The 16,066-nt window shown below is 70.1% G+C and carries 13 protein-coding genes and 1 pseudogene; 9 read left to right on the top strand and 5 right to left on the bottom strand.

Features of this window, described 5'->3' with window-relative positions:
- Positions 1 to 177 precede the first annotated feature (177 nt).
- From AB0I66_RS21820 to AB0I66_RS21805, 4 genes are read left to right on the top strand one after another with little or no spacing between them, the layout of a single operon-like run.
- Positions 178 to 1,020 (top strand): nitrilase-related carbon-nitrogen hydrolase, encoded by an 843-nt coding sequence (locus AB0I66_RS21820; protein ID WP_363209572.1) that lies wholly within the window; start codon positions 178 to 180, stop codon positions 1,018 to 1,020.
- Positions 1,017 to 2,300 carry an aspartate aminotransferase family protein gene (locus AB0I66_RS21815; RefSeq protein WP_363209571.1) on the top strand — a complete coding sequence of 428 codons (1,284 nt, stop codon included), beginning with the start codon at positions 1,017 to 1,019 and terminating at the stop codon, positions 2,298 to 2,300. The genes AB0I66_RS21820 and AB0I66_RS21815 overlap by 4 nt, the downstream gene beginning before the upstream one ends.
- A gap of 59 nt (positions 2,301 to 2,359) precedes the next feature.
- Positions 2,360 to 3,763 (top strand): dihydropyrimidinase, encoded by a 1,404-nt coding sequence (gene hydA, locus AB0I66_RS21810; RefSeq protein WP_363209570.1) that lies wholly within the window; start codon positions 2,360 to 2,362, stop codon positions 3,761 to 3,763.
- Positions 3,764 to 3,778: 15 nt separating this feature from the next.
- Positions 3,779 to 4,795, top strand: coding sequence for a TIGR03842 family LLM class F420-dependent oxidoreductase (locus tag AB0I66_RS21805; protein ID WP_363209569.1), 1,017 nt, complete (start codon positions 3,779 to 3,781; stop codon positions 4,793 to 4,795).
- Between the two features lie 28 nt (positions 4,796 to 4,823).
- Here AB0I66_RS21805 and AB0I66_RS21800 read toward each other — a convergent pair whose 3' ends face one another.
- A complete protein-coding gene (locus tag AB0I66_RS21800; protein ID WP_363209568.1) occupies positions 4,824 to 5,297 on the bottom strand; it encodes a carboxymuconolactone decarboxylase family protein in 474 nt (157 codons plus the stop codon).
- A gap of 225 nt (positions 5,298 to 5,522) precedes the next feature.
- Here AB0I66_RS21800 and sigJ point away from each other — a divergent pair, with 225 nt between their 5' ends.
- Together sigJ and AB0I66_RS21790 are read left to right on the top strand one after the other, a co-directional pair.
- On the top strand, positions 5,523 to 6,485 hold the full coding sequence (gene sigJ, locus AB0I66_RS21795) for an RNA polymerase sigma factor SigJ (RefSeq protein ID WP_363209567.1): 963 nt from the start codon (positions 5,523 to 5,525) through the stop codon (positions 6,483 to 6,485).
- 357 nt (positions 6,486 to 6,842) lie between these two features.
- On the top strand, positions 6,843 to 7,898 hold the full coding sequence (locus AB0I66_RS21790; RefSeq protein WP_363209566.1) for a helix-turn-helix domain-containing protein: 1,056 nt from the start codon (positions 6,843 to 6,845) through the stop codon (positions 7,896 to 7,898).
- 25 nt (positions 7,899 to 7,923) lie between these two features.
- Here the strand turns inward: AB0I66_RS21790 and AB0I66_RS21785 are convergent, their stop codons facing one another.
- From AB0I66_RS21785 to AB0I66_RS21775, 3 genes are all read right to left on the bottom strand, one after another.
- A complete protein-coding gene (locus AB0I66_RS21785; protein WP_363209565.1) occupies positions 7,924 to 9,360 on the bottom strand; it encodes an SPFH domain-containing protein in 1,437 nt (478 codons plus the stop codon).
- A 140-nt stretch (positions 9,361 to 9,500) separates the two neighbouring features.
- Positions 9,501 to 10,016: a hypothetical protein gene (locus AB0I66_RS21780; RefSeq protein ID WP_363209564.1), complete on the bottom strand. Its 516-nt coding sequence runs from the start codon at positions 10,014 to 10,016 to the stop codon at positions 9,501 to 9,503.
- 136 nt (positions 10,017 to 10,152) lie between these two features.
- Positions 10,153 to 12,093, bottom strand: a complete 1,941-nt coding sequence (locus AB0I66_RS21775; protein ID WP_363209563.1) for an NAD-binding protein — start codon at positions 12,091 to 12,093, stop codon at positions 10,153 to 10,155.
- Positions 12,094 to 12,543: 450 nt separating this feature from the next.
- Between AB0I66_RS21775 and AB0I66_RS21770 the strand changes: the two are divergent.
- The 3 genes and pseudogenes from AB0I66_RS21770 to AB0I66_RS21760 all read left to right on the top strand — a co-directional run.
- Positions 12,544 to 13,425: pseudogene (locus AB0I66_RS21770) on the top strand (cytosine permease); the annotation flags it as partial.
- Between the two features lie 40 nt (positions 13,426 to 13,465).
- Positions 13,466 to 14,872 (top strand): recombinase family protein, encoded by a 1,407-nt coding sequence (locus AB0I66_RS21765; RefSeq protein WP_363209562.1) that lies wholly within the window; start codon positions 13,466 to 13,468, stop codon positions 14,870 to 14,872.
- A 264-nt stretch (positions 14,873 to 15,136) separates the two neighbouring features.
- Entirely contained in the window at positions 15,137 to 15,367 is a 231-nt protein-coding gene (locus AB0I66_RS21760; protein WP_363209561.1) for a helix-turn-helix transcriptional regulator, read from the top strand.
- A gap of 294 nt (positions 15,368 to 15,661) precedes the next feature.
- Here the strand turns inward: AB0I66_RS21760 and AB0I66_RS21755 are convergent, their stop codons facing one another.
- A complete protein-coding gene (locus tag AB0I66_RS21755) occupies positions 15,662 to 16,000 on the bottom strand; it encodes a DUF397 domain-containing protein (protein ID WP_363209560.1) in 339 nt (112 codons plus the stop codon).
- Positions 16,001 to 16,066 lie beyond the last annotated feature (66 nt).

Raw genomic sequence — 16,066 nt, 5'->3', positions numbered from 1 at the left:
CGGTTGCGTCTGCGCGTTCCGCGCCGCTTCTCGCCCGCTTGGGTGCGAAACATGATCGACTCCGCCGGTTCACGGCGATGGTCTTGCCCAGCCCGTCGGGGAGGCTTACGTTTTCCTGTCTACGCACCAAGTCTACGGGCGTAGAGGCTCTCTGACGTCCCGTCGAAGGAGCAGCTCATGGCCAACGTCGTACGCGCCGCACTGGTCCAGGCAACCTGGACAGGCGACACCGAATCCATGATTGCCAAGCACGAGGAGCACGCCCGCGAGGCGGCCCGCCAAGGTGCGAAGATCATCGGCTTCCAGGAAGTGTTCAACGCCCCCTACTTCTGCCAGGTGCAGGAGCCCGAGCACTACCGGTGGGCCGAGCCGGTGCCGGACGGGCCCACCGTCACGCGGATGCGGGAGCTGGCCCGTGAGACCGGCATGGTCGTCGTCGTCCCGGTCTTCGAGGTGGAGCAGTCCGGGTTCTACTTCAACACCGCCGCCGTCATCGACTCCGACGGCTCGTACCGCGGCAAGTACCGCAAGCACCACATCCCCCAGGTCAAGGGCTTCTGGGAGAAGTACTACTTCAAGCCGGGCAACGCGGGCTGGCCCGTCTTCGACACCTCGGTCGGCAAGGTCGGCGTCTACATCTGCTACGACCGCCACTTCCCCGAGGGCTGGCGCCAGCTCGGCCTGAACGGCGCCCAGATCGTCTACAACCCCTCCGCCACTTCCCGCGGCCTCTCCGCCTACCTCTGGCAGCTGGAACAGCCCGCAGCGGCCGTCGCCAACGAATACTTCATCGCCGCCATCAACCGCGTGGGCGTCGAGGAGTACGGCGACAACGACTTCTACGGCACGTCGTACTTCGTCGACCCGCGCGGGCAGTTCGTCGGCGAGACCGCGAGCGACAAGGCCGAGGAACTCGTCGTCAGGGACCTGGACCTGGGCCTGATCGAGGAAGTACGCCAGCAGTGGGCGTTCTACCGGGACCGCCGCCCCGACGCGTACGAAGGACTGGTGCAGCCGTGAGTGACCTCCACGCCCGCCACAAGGCCGTCCTGCCCGAGTGGCTCGCCCTCTACTACGCCGACCCGCTGGAGATCACCCACGGCGACGGCCGCCGCGTCTGGGACGCGGACGGCAGGCAGTACCTCGACTTCTTCGGCGGCATCCTCACCACCATGACCGCCCACGCGCTGCCCGAGGTCACCAAGGCGGTCGCCGAGCAGGCCGGGCGGATCATCCACTCGTCCACGCTCTACCTCAACCGGCCGATGATCGACCTCGCGGAGCGGGTCGCCGGCCTCTCCGGCATCCCGGACGCCCGCGTCTTCTTCACCACGTCGGGGACCGAGGCCAACGACACGGCCCTGCTCCTGGCCACCGCGCACCGCCGCTCGAACCAGATCCTGGCGATGCGCAACAGCTACCACGGCCGCTCCTTCACGGCCGTCGGCATCACCGGCAACAACTCCTGGTCGCCCACCAGCCTCTCGCCGCTCCAGACGCTGTACGTCCACGGCGGCGTCCGCGGCCGCGGGCCGTACGCCGCGCTGAGCGACGCCGAGTTCATTGAGGCCTGCGTCGCCGACCTCAAGGACATGCTCGGGCAGGCGCGCGGGGGAGTGGCGGCGCTGATCGCCGAGCCCGTCCAGGGCGTCGGCGGCTTCACCTCGCCACCGGACGGGCTGTACGCCGCGTTCCGCGAGGTCCTGTGGGAGCACGGCGTCCTGTGGATCTCGGACGAGGTGCAGACCGGCTGGGGACGCACCGGTGACCACTTCTGGGGCTGGCAGGCGCACGCCGAGAACGGCCCGCCGGACATCCTGACCTTCGCCAAGGGCATCGGCAACGGCATGTCCATCGGCGGTGTCGTGGCGAGCGCCGAGGTCATGAACTCCCTCGACTCCAACTCCATCTCGACCTTCGGCGGCTCACCGGTCACCATGGCGGCAGGCCTCGCCAACCTCACGTATCTCCTCGAACACGACCTCCAGGGGAACGCGCGGCGCGTCGGCGGTCTGCTCATCGAACGGCTGCGCGCCATCTGTGCCCAGCTGCCCGTCGTACGCGAAGTGCGCGGCCGGGGCCTGATGATCGGCATCGAGCTGATCGACCCCGAGACCGGCCAGGCCAATCCCCGGGCGGCGACCGCCGTGCTCGAAGCGGCCCGTGAAGGCGGCCTCCTGATCGGCAAGGGCGGCGGCCACGACACCAGCGTCCTGCGCGTCGCCCCGCCGCTCTCGCTGACCGTCGCGGAGGCGGAAGAAGGGGCGTCGATCCTCGAACAGGCGCTGCGGAGCGTCTAGTTCACGTATACGCGGGCGAGTATGAACCTGCGTTCGAGCATGAAAGGGAGCGCCCCATCATGAGTACCCGCACCCTGATCCGCGGCGGACTCGTCGTCACCGCCGCCGAAGAGACCCACGCCGACGTGCTGATCGAGGACGGCAGGATCGCCGCGCTCGCCGCCCACGGCTCGGGCGCCGCCGAGGCGTGGACCGCGGACCGCGTCATCGACGCCTCCCACAAGTACGTGATCCCGGGGGGAGTCGACGCGCACACGCACATGGACTTCCCCTTCGGCGGCACCTTCTCGTCCGACGACTTCGAGACGGGCACCCGGGCCGCGGCCTGGGGCGGCACCACCACCATCGTGGACTTCGCCGTGCAGACCAAGGGACAGGCGCTGCGCGCGGGCCTCGACGCCTGGTACGCCAAGGCGGACGGCAAGTGCGCGATCGACTACGGCTTCCACATGATCCTCTCGGACGTCAACGAGCGGACCCTGAAGGAGATGGATCACCTCATCGAGGAAGGGGTCAGCTCCTTCAAGCTCTTCACCGCCTACCCCGGAGTCTTCTTCAGCGACGACGGCCAGATCCTGCGGGCGATGCAGCGGGCCGCCGTCAACGGCGGACTGATCATGACGCACGCGGAGAACGGCCTCGCCATCGACGTCCTGGTGGAGCAGGCTCTCGCGCGCGGCGAGACGGACCCGCGCTATCACGGAGAGGTGCGCAAGTCGCTCCTGGAGGCGGAGGCGACGCACCGCGTGATCAAGCTCGCCCAGGTGGCGGGCGCGCCGGTCTACGTGGTGCACGTGTCGGCGCAGGAGGCGGTGGCCGAGCTGGCCAGGGCCCGGGACGAGGGCCTGCCGGTGTTCGGGGAGACCTGCCCGCAGTACCTGTTCCTCTCCACGGACAATCTCGCGGAGCCGGACTTCGAGGGCTCCAAGTACGTCTGCTCGACCCCGCTGCGGCCGCGCGAGCACCAGGCGGCGCTCTGGCGCGGCCTGCGCACGAACGACCTCCAGGTGGTCTCCACGGACCACTGCCCGTTCTGCTTCGTGGGGCAGAAGGAACTGGGCCGCGGGGACTTCTCCAAGATCCCGAACGGCCTGCCGGGCGTCGAGAACCGCATGGACCTCCTCCACCAGGCCGTCGTCGACGGGCACATCAGCCGCCGCCGCTGGATCGAGATCGCCTGCGCGAGCCCGGCCCGGATGTTCGGCCTGTACGGCAAGAAGGGCACGATCGCGCCGGGCGCGGACGCGGACGTCGTCATCTACGACCCGGCCGCCGAGCAGGTCATGTCGGCGGACACGCACCACATGAACGTGGACTACTCCGCGTACGAGGGCAAGCACGTCATGGGCCAGGTGGAGACGGTCCTGTCCCGCGGTGAAGTCGTCATCGACCAGCGGAAGTTCACCGGCCACGCCGGGCACGGCGCGTACGTCCCGCGCGGCACCACCCAGTACCTCGGCTAGGAGAGGCGACGCACCATGGACTTCGGACTCGTCCTGCAGACTGATCCGCCGGCCGCGCAGGTGATCAGCCTCATGAAGCGTGCCGAGCGGAACGGCTTCCGCTACGGCTGGACCTTCGACTCGGCCGTGCTGTGGCAGGAGCCCTTCGTCATCTACAGCCAGATCCTGGCGAACACGGACCGTCTCGTCGTCGGCCCGATGGTCACCAACCCGGGCACGCGCACCTGGGAGGTGACGGCCTCCACGTTCGCCACGCTCAACGACATGTACGGCAACCGCACCGTCTGCGGCATCGGCCGCGGCGACAGCGCGATGCGGGTGGCGGGCCGCACCCCGAACACCCTCGCCCGGATCAGCGAGGCCATGAAGGTCATCCGCGCCCTTGCCTCGGGCGAGGAGGCGGACCTGGGCGGCACCACGGTCCGCTTCCCCTGGATCGGGCAGGACGCCCGACTCCCCGTCTGGATGGCCGCGTACGGACCCAAGGCGCTGAAGATGGCGGGCGAGGAGGCGGACGGCTTCATCCTCCAGCTCGCCGACCCGTATCTGACGGAGACGATGGTCAAGGCGGTCCGCGACGCCGCCGCCGCGGCGGGCCGCGACCCGTCCTCGGTCACGATTTGCGTCGCGGCGCCCGCGTACCTGACGGAGGACGACTCACCCGCCGCGCTTGCCCACGCCCGCGAGCAGTGCCGCTGGTTCGGCGGAATGGTCGGCAACCACGTCGCCGACCTGGTGGCGAAGTACGGCGAACACTCGGACCTGGTCCCCGAGGCCCTCACCGAGTACATCAAGGCCCGCGAGGGCTACGACTACTCCCACCACGGCCGCGCCGACAACCCCGACACGGCCTTCGTCCCCGACGAGATCGTGGACCGCTTCTGCGTCATCGGCACGGCACGACAACACATCGCGAAACTGGAGGAGTTGAAGCGCCTGGGGGTCGACCAGTTCGCCCTGTACGCGATGCACGACGCCCGCGAGAACGTCATCGAGGGCTACGGCGCGGCGGTCATCCCCGCCCTGTCGTGAAGGGCCCCACTCCGAGGGTGGATCTCGGTCAGCCGAACTGGCCGACCTTGTAGTCGCCCGCCGGGTGCTGGGTGAGGACGTTCAGGCGGTTGAAGGCGTTGATGAGGGCGATGGTCGACACCAGGGCGGCGAGCTGGTCCTCGTCGTGGTGCTCGGCGGCGTTCGCCCACACCTCGTCCGGCACGCCACCGGCGGCGTCCGTGATCCTGGTGCCCTCCTCAGCCAGCTCCAGGGCGGCCCGTTCGGCATCGGTGAACACCGTGGCCTCACGCCAGGCGGCGACCAGGTGCAGGCGTTGCTGGGTCTCTCCGGCGTGCGCGGCCTCCTTGGTGTGTATGTCGACGCAGAATCCGCAGCCGTTGATCTGGCTGACGCGGAGCTCGACCAGCTCCCGCGTCGCGGCCGGCAGGGTCGACTCCAGGAGCGACCTGCCCGCGAGGGCGATGTGCTTGACGGCGCCGGCCGAGACCGGATTGGCGAGGAAGTCGAGACGGGCCTGCATGGTGATCTCCCTGTTTCTGTTTCTGGTCCTGGTCGGCTGGTCCATCCGGTGGGTGGACCGGCTGTTCGCGGGATCTTCTTCGTCCCAGCAGTACCGACGAGGCAGCCCCGCGAAATGTGAGACGCGGGGGACGACGTCACATTTCGCGGGGCTGTCTCGTCGGACGTCGCAGAGGCGGTTCCGTCGGATGCGGGGCGGCTGACGCGGCAAGGGAGTGGCGGCACCATGGGGACCCAGTTCGAGCCCGGAGAGGGACGCGTCGACGCGAGCCTGAGTGCGGTCATGGGCGAACGGCGGCAGTTGATCAACCTCGCGTACCGGCTCCTCGGGTCCCTGGCGGACGCCGAGGACGTCGTACAAGAGGCCTACGTCCGCTGGTACGCGATGTCCCCGGGCCAGCAGGAAGCCATCGAATCGCCCGGTGCCTGGTTGACGAGGGTCGCCGGACGCATCTGCCTCGACCAGCTCCGCTCGGCACGGGTCCGGCGCGAGCGCTACGTGGGCGAGTGGATCCCGGAGCCGCTGCCCGATCGCACGGAGTGGGCCGACGGGCGGCAGGGCGGGGCGACCGCCGACCCGGCCGACCGGGTCACCCTCGACGAGTCGGTCAACATGGCCTTCCTGATCGTGCTCGAATCGATGACCCCGGCCGAGCGCGTCGCGTTCATCCTGCACGACGTCTTCCGCTACTCCTTCGCGGAAGTGGCCGAGATCGTCGGCCGCAGCCCGGCGGCCTGTCGTCAGCTGGCGTCATCGGCGCGCCGCCGCACCCGTGCCTCGCACGTGCCCGCCACTTCGGCGGCCCGGCGCGCCGCCGTCGTCAAGGACTTCAAGCACGCCTGGGAGACCAAGGACATCGCCGCGCTCATCGGCGTACTCGACCCCGATGCCACAGCACTCGCCGACGGCGGCGGACTGGTCAACTCCGCGCCGCGCCCCCTCACGGGAAGCGAGGAGATCGCGCGTCACCTGGTCGCCGTCTCCGTCTTCGTCGACGGGCAGGAGTTCGACCAGACGATCCTGGAACGCACGGTCAACGGCCAGCCCGGCCTGGTGGTCCAGCACGACGGCATCACCACGTCCGTGCTGGCCTTCGACGTCGAGGGCGACCGGATCACGCGCCTGTGGGCGGTGCGGAACCCCGAAAAACTCAGGCCCTGGACGTCGTACGGTAAAGTGATGAATTGAGCCAAGGTGCTCTGTTGAGCGGTCGAACGCTCAACCATCAAGCAGGCGACGGTGATCGCCGAGGCCGGAGAGGTGGGGGCAAGGCATGGGTCAGGCTGTGCGCGCCCCCCGAGTCGTACGCGTCGACAACTCCGCCCGCGACAGCGTGCCTGATACCTACGGCACCATGACGAGCGACCCGCGCCGCTGATGTGCTGACCGGGGCACCGACTCCAACTCCGGATCTCCCGCGCCCAGTCGTCGTCTTCCGCCTGCCCGGCAGTGTGCGTGCCGCTCACCCGCGCGCGCCGCCGTGTGTTGCCTTCGCCGCCTCGCGCGGCCCGCTCCCCAGCCATCGAACCCGTCGAGGGAGAGCTGATGACCACCCAGGAGATCCCCGAGCAACTGCTCGACGGCTACGCCGACATCCTCACCCGCGCCGCCGCGACCGGCCGCCGTCTGACCCGCGAGGAACTGACGTCGCGCCGGGCGCTCGGCGCGCAGGCCGCGCACGCCGGATACACGTGGCGTGTCCTCATACGCGAACACCTCAGCGCCACCCGGATCCACCGCCCCGCGGCCGGCGACCCGGACCACCTGCTCGCGACCGCCGAACAGGCCATCGACGCCTTCGCCGAGGGCTACGAACACGCGCAACGTCTCGTCGTACGCCAGGAAGAAGCCGCCCGCCGCGAGTTGATCGACGACCTGCTGTACGGCCGAGGGGACCTGGGCCGGCTCGGCGCACGGGCCGAGCGGTTCGGTCTGCGGCTGTCACACGCGCACGCCGTCGCCGTGGCGGAGGGGCCCTGCGCCTACGACGAGACCGACCCCGTGTCGCGGGACGTGGAGAACGAGATGGTCGGCCGCTTCGGCGACCGCCACATCCTGCTCACCACCAAGGACGGACGCCTCGTCTGTATCGCCCCCGCCCACCAGGACGAGGTCCTCACCCACTTCGCCAAGCGCGCGCACGCCGCCACCGACGGCGGCCGCATCGCCATCGGCCGGCCCCAGCCGGGCGCGGCCGGCATCGCCCACAGCTACGAAGAAGCCGTCAGCACCCTGGAACTCGCGACGCGCATGGGCTTCGACGAACCCGTGCTGCGCGCCGCCGACCTCCTGGTCTTTCCCGTGCTCGCGCGTGACCGGCAGGCCTTGGTGGAGCTGGTGCTCAACACGCTCGGGCCGCTGGAGGAGGCGCGGGGCGGCGCCGAGCCCCTCCTGGACACGCTGATGGCCTACTTCGACACCGGGTGCGTGGCGGCCCAGGCAGCGCGTGAACTGTCGTTGAGCGTACGAGCACTCACGTACCGCCTGGAACGCATCCGCGCCCTCACCGGCTCCGACCCCGCCGACCCCCTGGACCGCTACACCCTCCAGACGGCGGTCATCGGCGCGCGGCTCCTCGGCTGGCCTGCCACCTCACTGTGAGGTGGCGGGGGCGGGTCGGTCCGGGTCAGTCCGTTACGTCGATCTTGCCGTTCAGTTTGGCGGCGGCGGCGGCCGGGGCGGCGGGTGCGGGGGACATGCCGCCGGTGATGCCCTTGAGAAGGCCGGCCACGTCGACTCCCGTGGTGGAGCTGAGGAGTTCCATGCCCTGGGCGACGTTGTCGGCGACCGTGCGGGAGAGGCTGCTCGCGCCGTCCGTGGAGATCACGGTCATCTTGTCGATCGCGCCGAGCGGTTCGGACGCCTTGGCCACCACGGCGGGCAGCACCTCGACGAGCATCTGCAGCACCGCCGCATCGCCGTACTGCGCGAACGCGTCGGCCTTCTTGCGCATCGCCTCCGCCTCGGCGGCCCCCTTGGCGCCGATCGCGGCAGCGTCTGCCTCACCCTCCAGGCGTACGGCGTCGGCGAGCGCGGCTCGCTGAGCCTTCTCGCCCTCACCGGTCAGACGGGCCCGCTCGGCGTCGGCCTCGGCCTGCTTGACCAGGGAGACACGGCGGGCCTCGGCCTCCTGCTCGGCCTGGTAGCGCGCCGCGTCGGCGGGCTTGCGGATCTTCGTGTCCAGCTCGCGGTCGGTCAGGGCGGCCTGCCGCTGGGCCACCTTCTCCTGCTCGGTGAGGACCTCCTGCTGGCGCGCGGCCTCGGCGAGCGGCCCGGCGGCCCCGGCACGGGCGGATGCCTCGTCGGTCTCGGCCTTGATCTCGGCCTGCTTGAGGGAGAAGGTCCGCTGGGCGACCGCGATCTCCTCCTCGGCCTTCAGCCGGGCCTGCTCGGCGGCGCGGCGCGCCACGGCCTCGGCGATGTCGGCCTCTTGCTTGGCGCGGGCGGCCTCGGGCCGGCCCAGGTCCTCCAGGTAGGAACCCTCGGTGGTGATGTCCTGGATCTGGAAGGCGTCGAGGACCAGGCCCTGCCCGGACAGGCTCGCCTCGGCCTCCTCGGCGACCTGCCCGGCGAACGCGGCGCGGTCGCGGATGATGTCCTCCACCGACATCCGGCCCACGATGGAGCGCAGCGCGCCGGAGAGCACTTCCTGGGTGAAGCCGACTATGCCGCCCTGCTGGGCGAGGAATCGCTGCGCCGCGGCGCGTATGGAGTCCTCGGTGCCGCCGACCTTGACGATCGCGACGCCCTCCAGGTTCGCCTTCACGCCGCGCAGCGTGACGGCGCCGCGCACCGCGATCGGGATGTGCCGCGAGGAGAGGTCGAGCGTGAACTTCTGCTGCACGAACGGCACGACGAACACGCCGCCGCCCACCACGACCTTCTGGCCGCTGTTGTCGGTGAAGATCCGGCCGGTGTCGGGATCGGTGGACTTCTTGCCGCGCCGCCCGGTCACGATGAAGGCCTCGCTCGGTCCCGCGACCTTGTAGCGGGTCACGACGACGAGCGCGAGCAGGACGAGGAGTACGACGACTCCGATGACGGCGGTCAGGACTGGACTCATGGTGAATTCCCCCCTGCCTCCCCAGGGGCGGCAGATCGGTGATGTCGTGCGTGTCGTGTGGTGCTTCGTGTGCCGTGCTTCGCGTTTCGTGGGCCTCGGGTGCGGTGGCGCGCTGGCGCGCTGGTGCGGTTACGCGGGGGTCAGCGCTGTACGGGGCGGACCGCGACCGAGGTGGGCGACAGGGCCGCCTCCACCCAGATCTCGGTGCCGCGCGTGACGGCCTCGCCGCTCTTGGCGGCGAACTTCACCGGCTGCCCCGCCAGTTGGAGCAGCACCTCGCCGTACCCGCCCACCGGGATCGCGGTGACCACGGCGCCCGCGGTGCCCACGAGGTCGTCGCCCCGCGGAGTGGCCGCGGTCTGATCCCGCATCAGGGCGCGGCTGAACCTCCACGTCAGCCAGCCCGCACCCACACCGACGGCCGCCCCGACTGCGGTCGCGCCGCCGACTCCGAGCCCGGTCGTGCCGAGCACGATCGCCCCGCCGAAGCCGAGCATGGACACGAATCCGGCGACGACCGGAAGGGACAGCAGCCCGTCGAAGAGTCCGTCGAGGACCCCGACGCCGTCGAAGAGCCCTTCAAGGACCCCGTCGAAGACGAGAGAGAGGACCAGCAGAGCGATTCCCGCGATGCCAAGTCCCAGGAAAACGGTCACCTGAGCACCTCCTCAACTTGCCGGATGTCTCGGTGAGGTGGGAATCGTCGCAGGTGGGAGGGAAGGCGCACATTGCCGTGTTCCGGCAGTCATCCACGCTTTTTCATGCCGGTCCCGGTCCGGCGTGCAAGCCCTTCTACGTGTCGGCCGCGTCCGTCCGGGGCCGCGTACGGCGACCGAGGAGTTCGGCCAGGCCCTGGCGGGTGGCGGCCAGTACGACGCGGTCCTGGGGGCGCAGCACGTATCCGGGATGGAGGTCCCAGACGAGACCTGCGGGATGGTCGGTGCCGTCGTCGGGCCGGGGGGCCGTCAGGTCCGGGAGGCGTTCGTCCGGAGCGGCGGAATCCAGGGCGATGACCCGCCGGACCCCCGGCCGGAATGCTTCGGCGATGGTCCGCCCCTCCAGCTGGGGGTGCCCGGCGACATCGACGGCGGCGAACAGCAGCACGCGCCGTTCGACGGGTATCGCCCCCAGGATCTGCCGCCCCATCATGGCCCCGGCGAACGCCGGGGCGGCGAGGGTGGAAACGCTGCGGCTGCGTGTGAGGGCCTGCGGGTGGGCCGCGCGCAGGGTGCGGTAGACGGCGGTGGCGAACGTGTCGTCGTACAGCCGCAGGGCCACGCGCACATTGGGCTTGATGGAGCGGGCGTACAGGGCGGCCTCGAGATTCGTCGTGTCGACGCTGGTGAGGGCGAGCAGCGCGTGGGCGCGGTGGATCTTGGCGGCTTCCAGGACGCCTTCGTCCGTGACGTCGCCGACGACCGTGGGGACGCGCAGGCGGCGGGCGAGCGGGATGCCGCGGGCCTCGGGGTCCTCCTCGACGCAGACGACGGGGATGCCGAGCTCGCGGAGGCGGGCCAGGACACGGCTTCCGACCTTGCCGAGGCCGAGCAGGACGACGTGACCGTGCAGCCCTCGTGGCGGGCGGCGCAGGGAGGACGCGGTGCGGAAGGTGCCGAGCGCCTCCAGGACGGCGGCGAACAGCACCGGCAGGAGAAGCAACCCGGCCAGCCCCGCGAGCAGTTGCAGGATCTGCCGTGCGGTGGATTCCCCGAGCGCGGGGTCGTCGATCGCGAACAGATCGAGCAGGGTCAGATAGGCGGCGTGCAGGGGGTGGGTGTCGATGGTCACCCAGTTCGCCACCGCGAGGCCGAGGACGCAGGCCATGAGCCCGGCAACCGACCAGCGCAGGCGCGCAGAGAAGAGCGAGCCGAGCGGTAGGCCGCGCCCGGCAAGGGGGCCCGGCGGCCGGTCCGGACCCGCGTGCGAGACGGCCTCCAGGACCACGGTGCCCCTGCCGGTGGCGGAGGTGACGGTGCGGTCGTCCGGCAGGAGCAGGGGCCCGTCCTGGCCGCCGTCGTCCGAACCCTCGGCGCCCGCTGGGTCGTTCGTGGTCGACGAGAGCAGGGCGAGCGTGCACAGGCCGGGGTCGGCGACAGCGCCGTGGCGCGGCGGGTCGCGCTCCACGGCACGCAGGAGCAGCCCGTCGGCCTGGACGACCTTGCTGGTGCCGGCGACAGCGGTGGCGGCCAGGGCGGGGGCCGCGGTGTCGGCGTCGGAGAGGACGGTGGTGGAGGCGTTCACCTCCGACGGATCCAGGCCGGGGGAGGCGACCGCCGCGGCCTGGTCGAGGAGCTCCTCCAGGTGCTGGCCCAGCTTGCGGTTGTAGAGCCGGATCACTATGCGCAGCCGGGGGCTGAGACGGCGGGCGACGAGCGCGGCGTGGATGTTGGTCTCATCGTCGTCGTACACCAGCGCCAGCGCGGCGGCGTCGTGCACCCCCGCTTCGACGAGCGCCGCCTCGTCGGGCTCCGGCGCCTCGAGGACCCGGGGAACCTCAGGCCGAGCCGCCCCGCCCCCACCACCGTCCCCGCCGCCCGGCGTACCGGCCGCCCGTGTCATGACGGCCTGCATCCGGCTGAGCAGGGCGGCCGCCCGCGCCCGTCCCGCCGACCCTGCCCCCGGACCGTCGACCCGCGGCGCGGACGGGACGACGACGGTCACCTGCTCGCGGTACAGCGAACGCAGCTCGGCGGCGAGGCGTTCGGCGAGCGCGTCGTCACCGCACACGATCATGTGGCCGCTGTGCGGCGGCTGCTGCGCCTGCCGGGGGAGCGCCGGGCGGGATAGCGCCTGACGGGACGGCGGGTGATGCGGGAGCGGGTGACGCGGGAGCGGGGCCCCGTCCTCCGGATGACGGCGAACGGGCTGCGGGTTCCCGTGGCTCACGACTCGTCCTCCCCTGCGCCGGCGCTCGATGGCAGCGACGCACCACGATTGATCATGCGGACCAAGGTAGTTGGGGTACGCGGCTGGCGCGATCCGGCCCACCGGGCGCAAGATTGTCGGCACCGCCGCTCGGCGAAACTGGCGGGGACGCCACATCTGAGGACTCTCAAGCACCTGCCGGTACCAGCACCACCACCAGTACCTGACCTGAGTTGACCCGCCTTCATCCGCGGTGACCCGAGTAAGGAGCCTGGGCATGAATTTCGGACGTGTGCCGCAGACAGAATCACCCGCCGCGTGAGCGGCACCGACCCCACGGGGCCGGCCGCCGCGGACCAGGGCGACACCTCCCAGACCGTCGCCGACGACGGCCGCGTCGAACTGCGCCCCGGAGCCTTTCCGGAACACAGCCGCTTCGCCAACGACGACCTCAAGCCCATCCCCCTCTCCGAACGCCACTGGGGCACCTACAACTTCGCAGCCCTCTGGGTCGGCATGGCCCACAACATCCCCTCCTGGACACTCGCCTCGGGCCTGGTCGCACTCGGCATGGACTGGCGCCAGGCCGTTTTCACCATCGCCGCCGCCAACGTGATCGTGCTGCTGCCGATGCTCCTGACCGGGCACGCGGGCCCGAAGTACGGCATCCCGTTCCCCGTCCTGGCCCGCGCCTCCTTCGGTCTGCGCGGGGCGAACCTGCCCGCGCTGATCAGGGCCGCCGTGGCCTGCGGCTGGTTCGGCATCCAGACCTGGATCGGCGGCCAGGGCATCTACGTCCTGCTCGACCAGGTCTTCGACGGTGCGTGGAGCGACGAGTCCCGCATCGGCGGCTACCCGTGGCCACTGTGGCTCTGTTTCGTCCTGTTCTGGGCCCTCCAACTCGCCATCATCTACCGGGGGATGGAGGCGCTGCGGCGCTTCGAGAACTGGGCGGCTCCCTTCGTGCTCGTCGGCGCCGTGGTGCTGCTCGTGTGGATCGCGGACAAGGCGGGCGGCTTCGGTCCGCTGCTCGACCAGCCGTCCACGCTGGGCTGGGGAAGCGAATTCTGGCCGGTGTTCTTCCCGGCGCTGATGGGCATGATCGGCTTCTGGTCCACGCTGTCCCTGAACATCCCCGACTTCACCCGGTTCGGGAAGGGACAGCGGGCGCAGGTATGGGGCCAGACACTCGGGCTACCAAACGCCTGCGGAAGCCACCGCTAACGTGCCAGCATGAGTCATGCGCCACGACCCCGCTGATCCTCAACTCGCCTGCATATATATCCGCATGAGCGAAGACCGCGAAGGTGGCGGCCTCGGCATCGAGCGGCAGCGCGAGGACTGCGAGGAACTCGCCGCCCGGCTCGGCCTCACCATCGTCCAGATCTACCCGGACAACGATCTCAGCGCCTACAGCGGCAAGCCGCGCCCCCAGTACCGGCTCATGCTCGAAGCCCTCAAGCAGGGCGCATTCGGCACCGTCCTCGCCTGGCACACCGACCGCCTCCACCGCTCCCCGAGCGAGCTGGAGGAGTACATCGACGTCTGCGAACCCCGCTCCATCCAGACTCTCACCGTCAAAGCCGGAGCACTGGATCTCACTACCGCGACCGGCCGGATGATTGCCCGCCAGCTCGGAGTTCAGGCCCGGTACGAAGTCGAGCGGATGGTCGAGCGGCAACGCCGAGCGCGGGACCAGAAGGTCCAGCGAGGCGAATACTGCGGCGGCCCCCGGCCCTACGGCTGGGACACGGACGGAACCACCCCGATCCCGGCGGAGATCGACGTCATCCGCGAAGCGGCCGAACTCGTCCTCGCTGGCGGTTCCATCCGGGCCCTGGCCGCCGACCTCAATGCGCGAGGCCTGCTCACCAGTCAGGGCGCTCCGTGGGAAGGCGGCAGCCTGAGCCGCATGCTCAAAAGGCCGCGCACCGCAGGCATCATCCAGTACCGCGGTGAGGAGGCCGGGTCAGCAGAGTGGGAAGGGGCTCTCGATGAGCCGACATGGCGGAGCGTGCGCGCGATCCTCGACGATCCCTCGCGTATCCCTGCGGCCTCGAATGTACGCAAGCACCTAGGCAGTGGCCTGTACCTGTGTGGCGTGTGCGACGAGGGGCTCACGTCCTTCTCGAAGGGCAGAGGGCGGCCGACGCAGTACAAGGACCGGAAGAACAACCACGTCGTGCGGAGCATGGAACTCCTCGACAAGTGGGTGGTGTGGAGCCTGCTCCGGCGGATGGAGGAACCGGACGCGGCCGAGGTGTTCGCCCGCCCGGAGTCGGACGCGCTGGACTTGAAGGCCACGCAGGCGTCACTGGTGAAGGCGCGCGAGAGCCTCGATGCGCTTGCGGGTGCGTTCGGTGCGGGTGAGATCGACATGCAGGAATGGCGCATTGCTCGTGAAGGGGCGCGAGCGAAGAAGGCTGAGGCCGAGGCGATCCTGTCCTCGGCAGTCCGGGTCAACCCCGTCGCTGATCTGCTGACGTCCGACGACAAGGCGGCCGCTTGGACGGCGTGGGACCTGGCCCGGCAGCGGGCGGCCATCGACTGGGCGATGACGGTCAGGGTCCTTCCGGCGAGGACTGGGCGGCAGAAGGGTGGCGGGTACTGGGACCCGGACGCTGTCGACATTGTGTGGAAGCAGTGACAGCGCCCCCAGCACGGGTTCTTGGTGCTGGGGGCGCCGGCGGCCGGATGCCGTGGCCTGGGAAGCCGTACGGGCATCGGCCGGTTCGTGGGGGGAATCGGGTCCCACTCTTTGATGACGCTTGCTGCTAGGCAAGAGTCTGCCGACTCCATCACTCGAACGTGTGTTTTATCTTTCGCGGCCTTGTGCGTGGCCGAAATCTGCGTAGTCAAATGTACCAACGTTGGTACAGACAACGATCAAGGCCGCGACCAGCGTTAATGCGTGCCAACAGACCCGATGCCCGAGTGGGTGCCAACCGCCCGACGCGACATCGGAGACCGCATCCGAGCTGCCCGCACCGAGCGCAAGCTCTCGCAGGAGAAACTCGGCGAGATGACGGGCCTGGATCGCAAGACGGTGAACCGGATCGAACAGGGCGCCCACGCGACATTGATCGACCACCTGCTCCTCATTGCCGACGCCCTCGACGTGCCGCTCCGCGACCTCGTCTAGCGAGGGAAGGGCTGCCGGGGCTGAAGCCGCCGGCAGCCCCCGCCGCGCACCAGTTACGTGCACCGCCCCGGCTGTGTCCAATACCCGACACGCTCCATGCGGGCCTTCGCCCTCCGGACGATCTGCCGTGTCGCCTCATGCGTCGGGCCGAGCGGCGTACAGACCGGGCAGATCCACGTTCCGCTCCACTCGCGCTCAGTTTCGAGCGGAGGGCCTTCGTGCTCCGAGCAGACACTCCCGCCCGTCAGGCTGCGGGAGTTGTCCTTCGGAGGGCGGAAGACCGGCGCGGTCTCGTCAGCCTGCGGTGACGCTGGCATCACGGAGCTCGTCCTCGGTCGCCCGGAACTCGTCGAACTCACCGGCGATCACCCCATCGAAGAACTTGCTGATCTCCAGCCGGGACATGTACAGCACCGGCGAGTTGGTGTCCTTGTCGTCGCTGATCGCGACCATGCGGGTGCCATCCGGGATGCTGTGGTGCGGGTGCCCCACCGCATCGGGTGCTGCCGCGAGGATCACGCACTCCTTCAGGATCGGGTCGAGGTCGGTCCGGCCGGCCTTCCGCCAGTCCAGACCGGGCGCGGTGTGCTGCTCATAGAAGATGGTGGTCCGTCCGTTCGTGAGCGTGCCCATAAGGAACCTCCAGTGGTGGTGGATGGAACGGGCAACCCTCGCCCCGAGGTGATGAGCGCGGGGCAC

The sequence above is a fragment of the Streptomyces sp. NPDC050439 genome (assembly GCF_040655335.1).
Taxonomy (GTDB): domain Bacteria; phylum Actinomycetota; class Actinomycetes; order Streptomycetales; family Streptomycetaceae; genus Streptomyces.
Note: the sequence above shows the minus strand (reverse complement) of the source record. Positions and strands in the feature narration are given on the sequence as shown.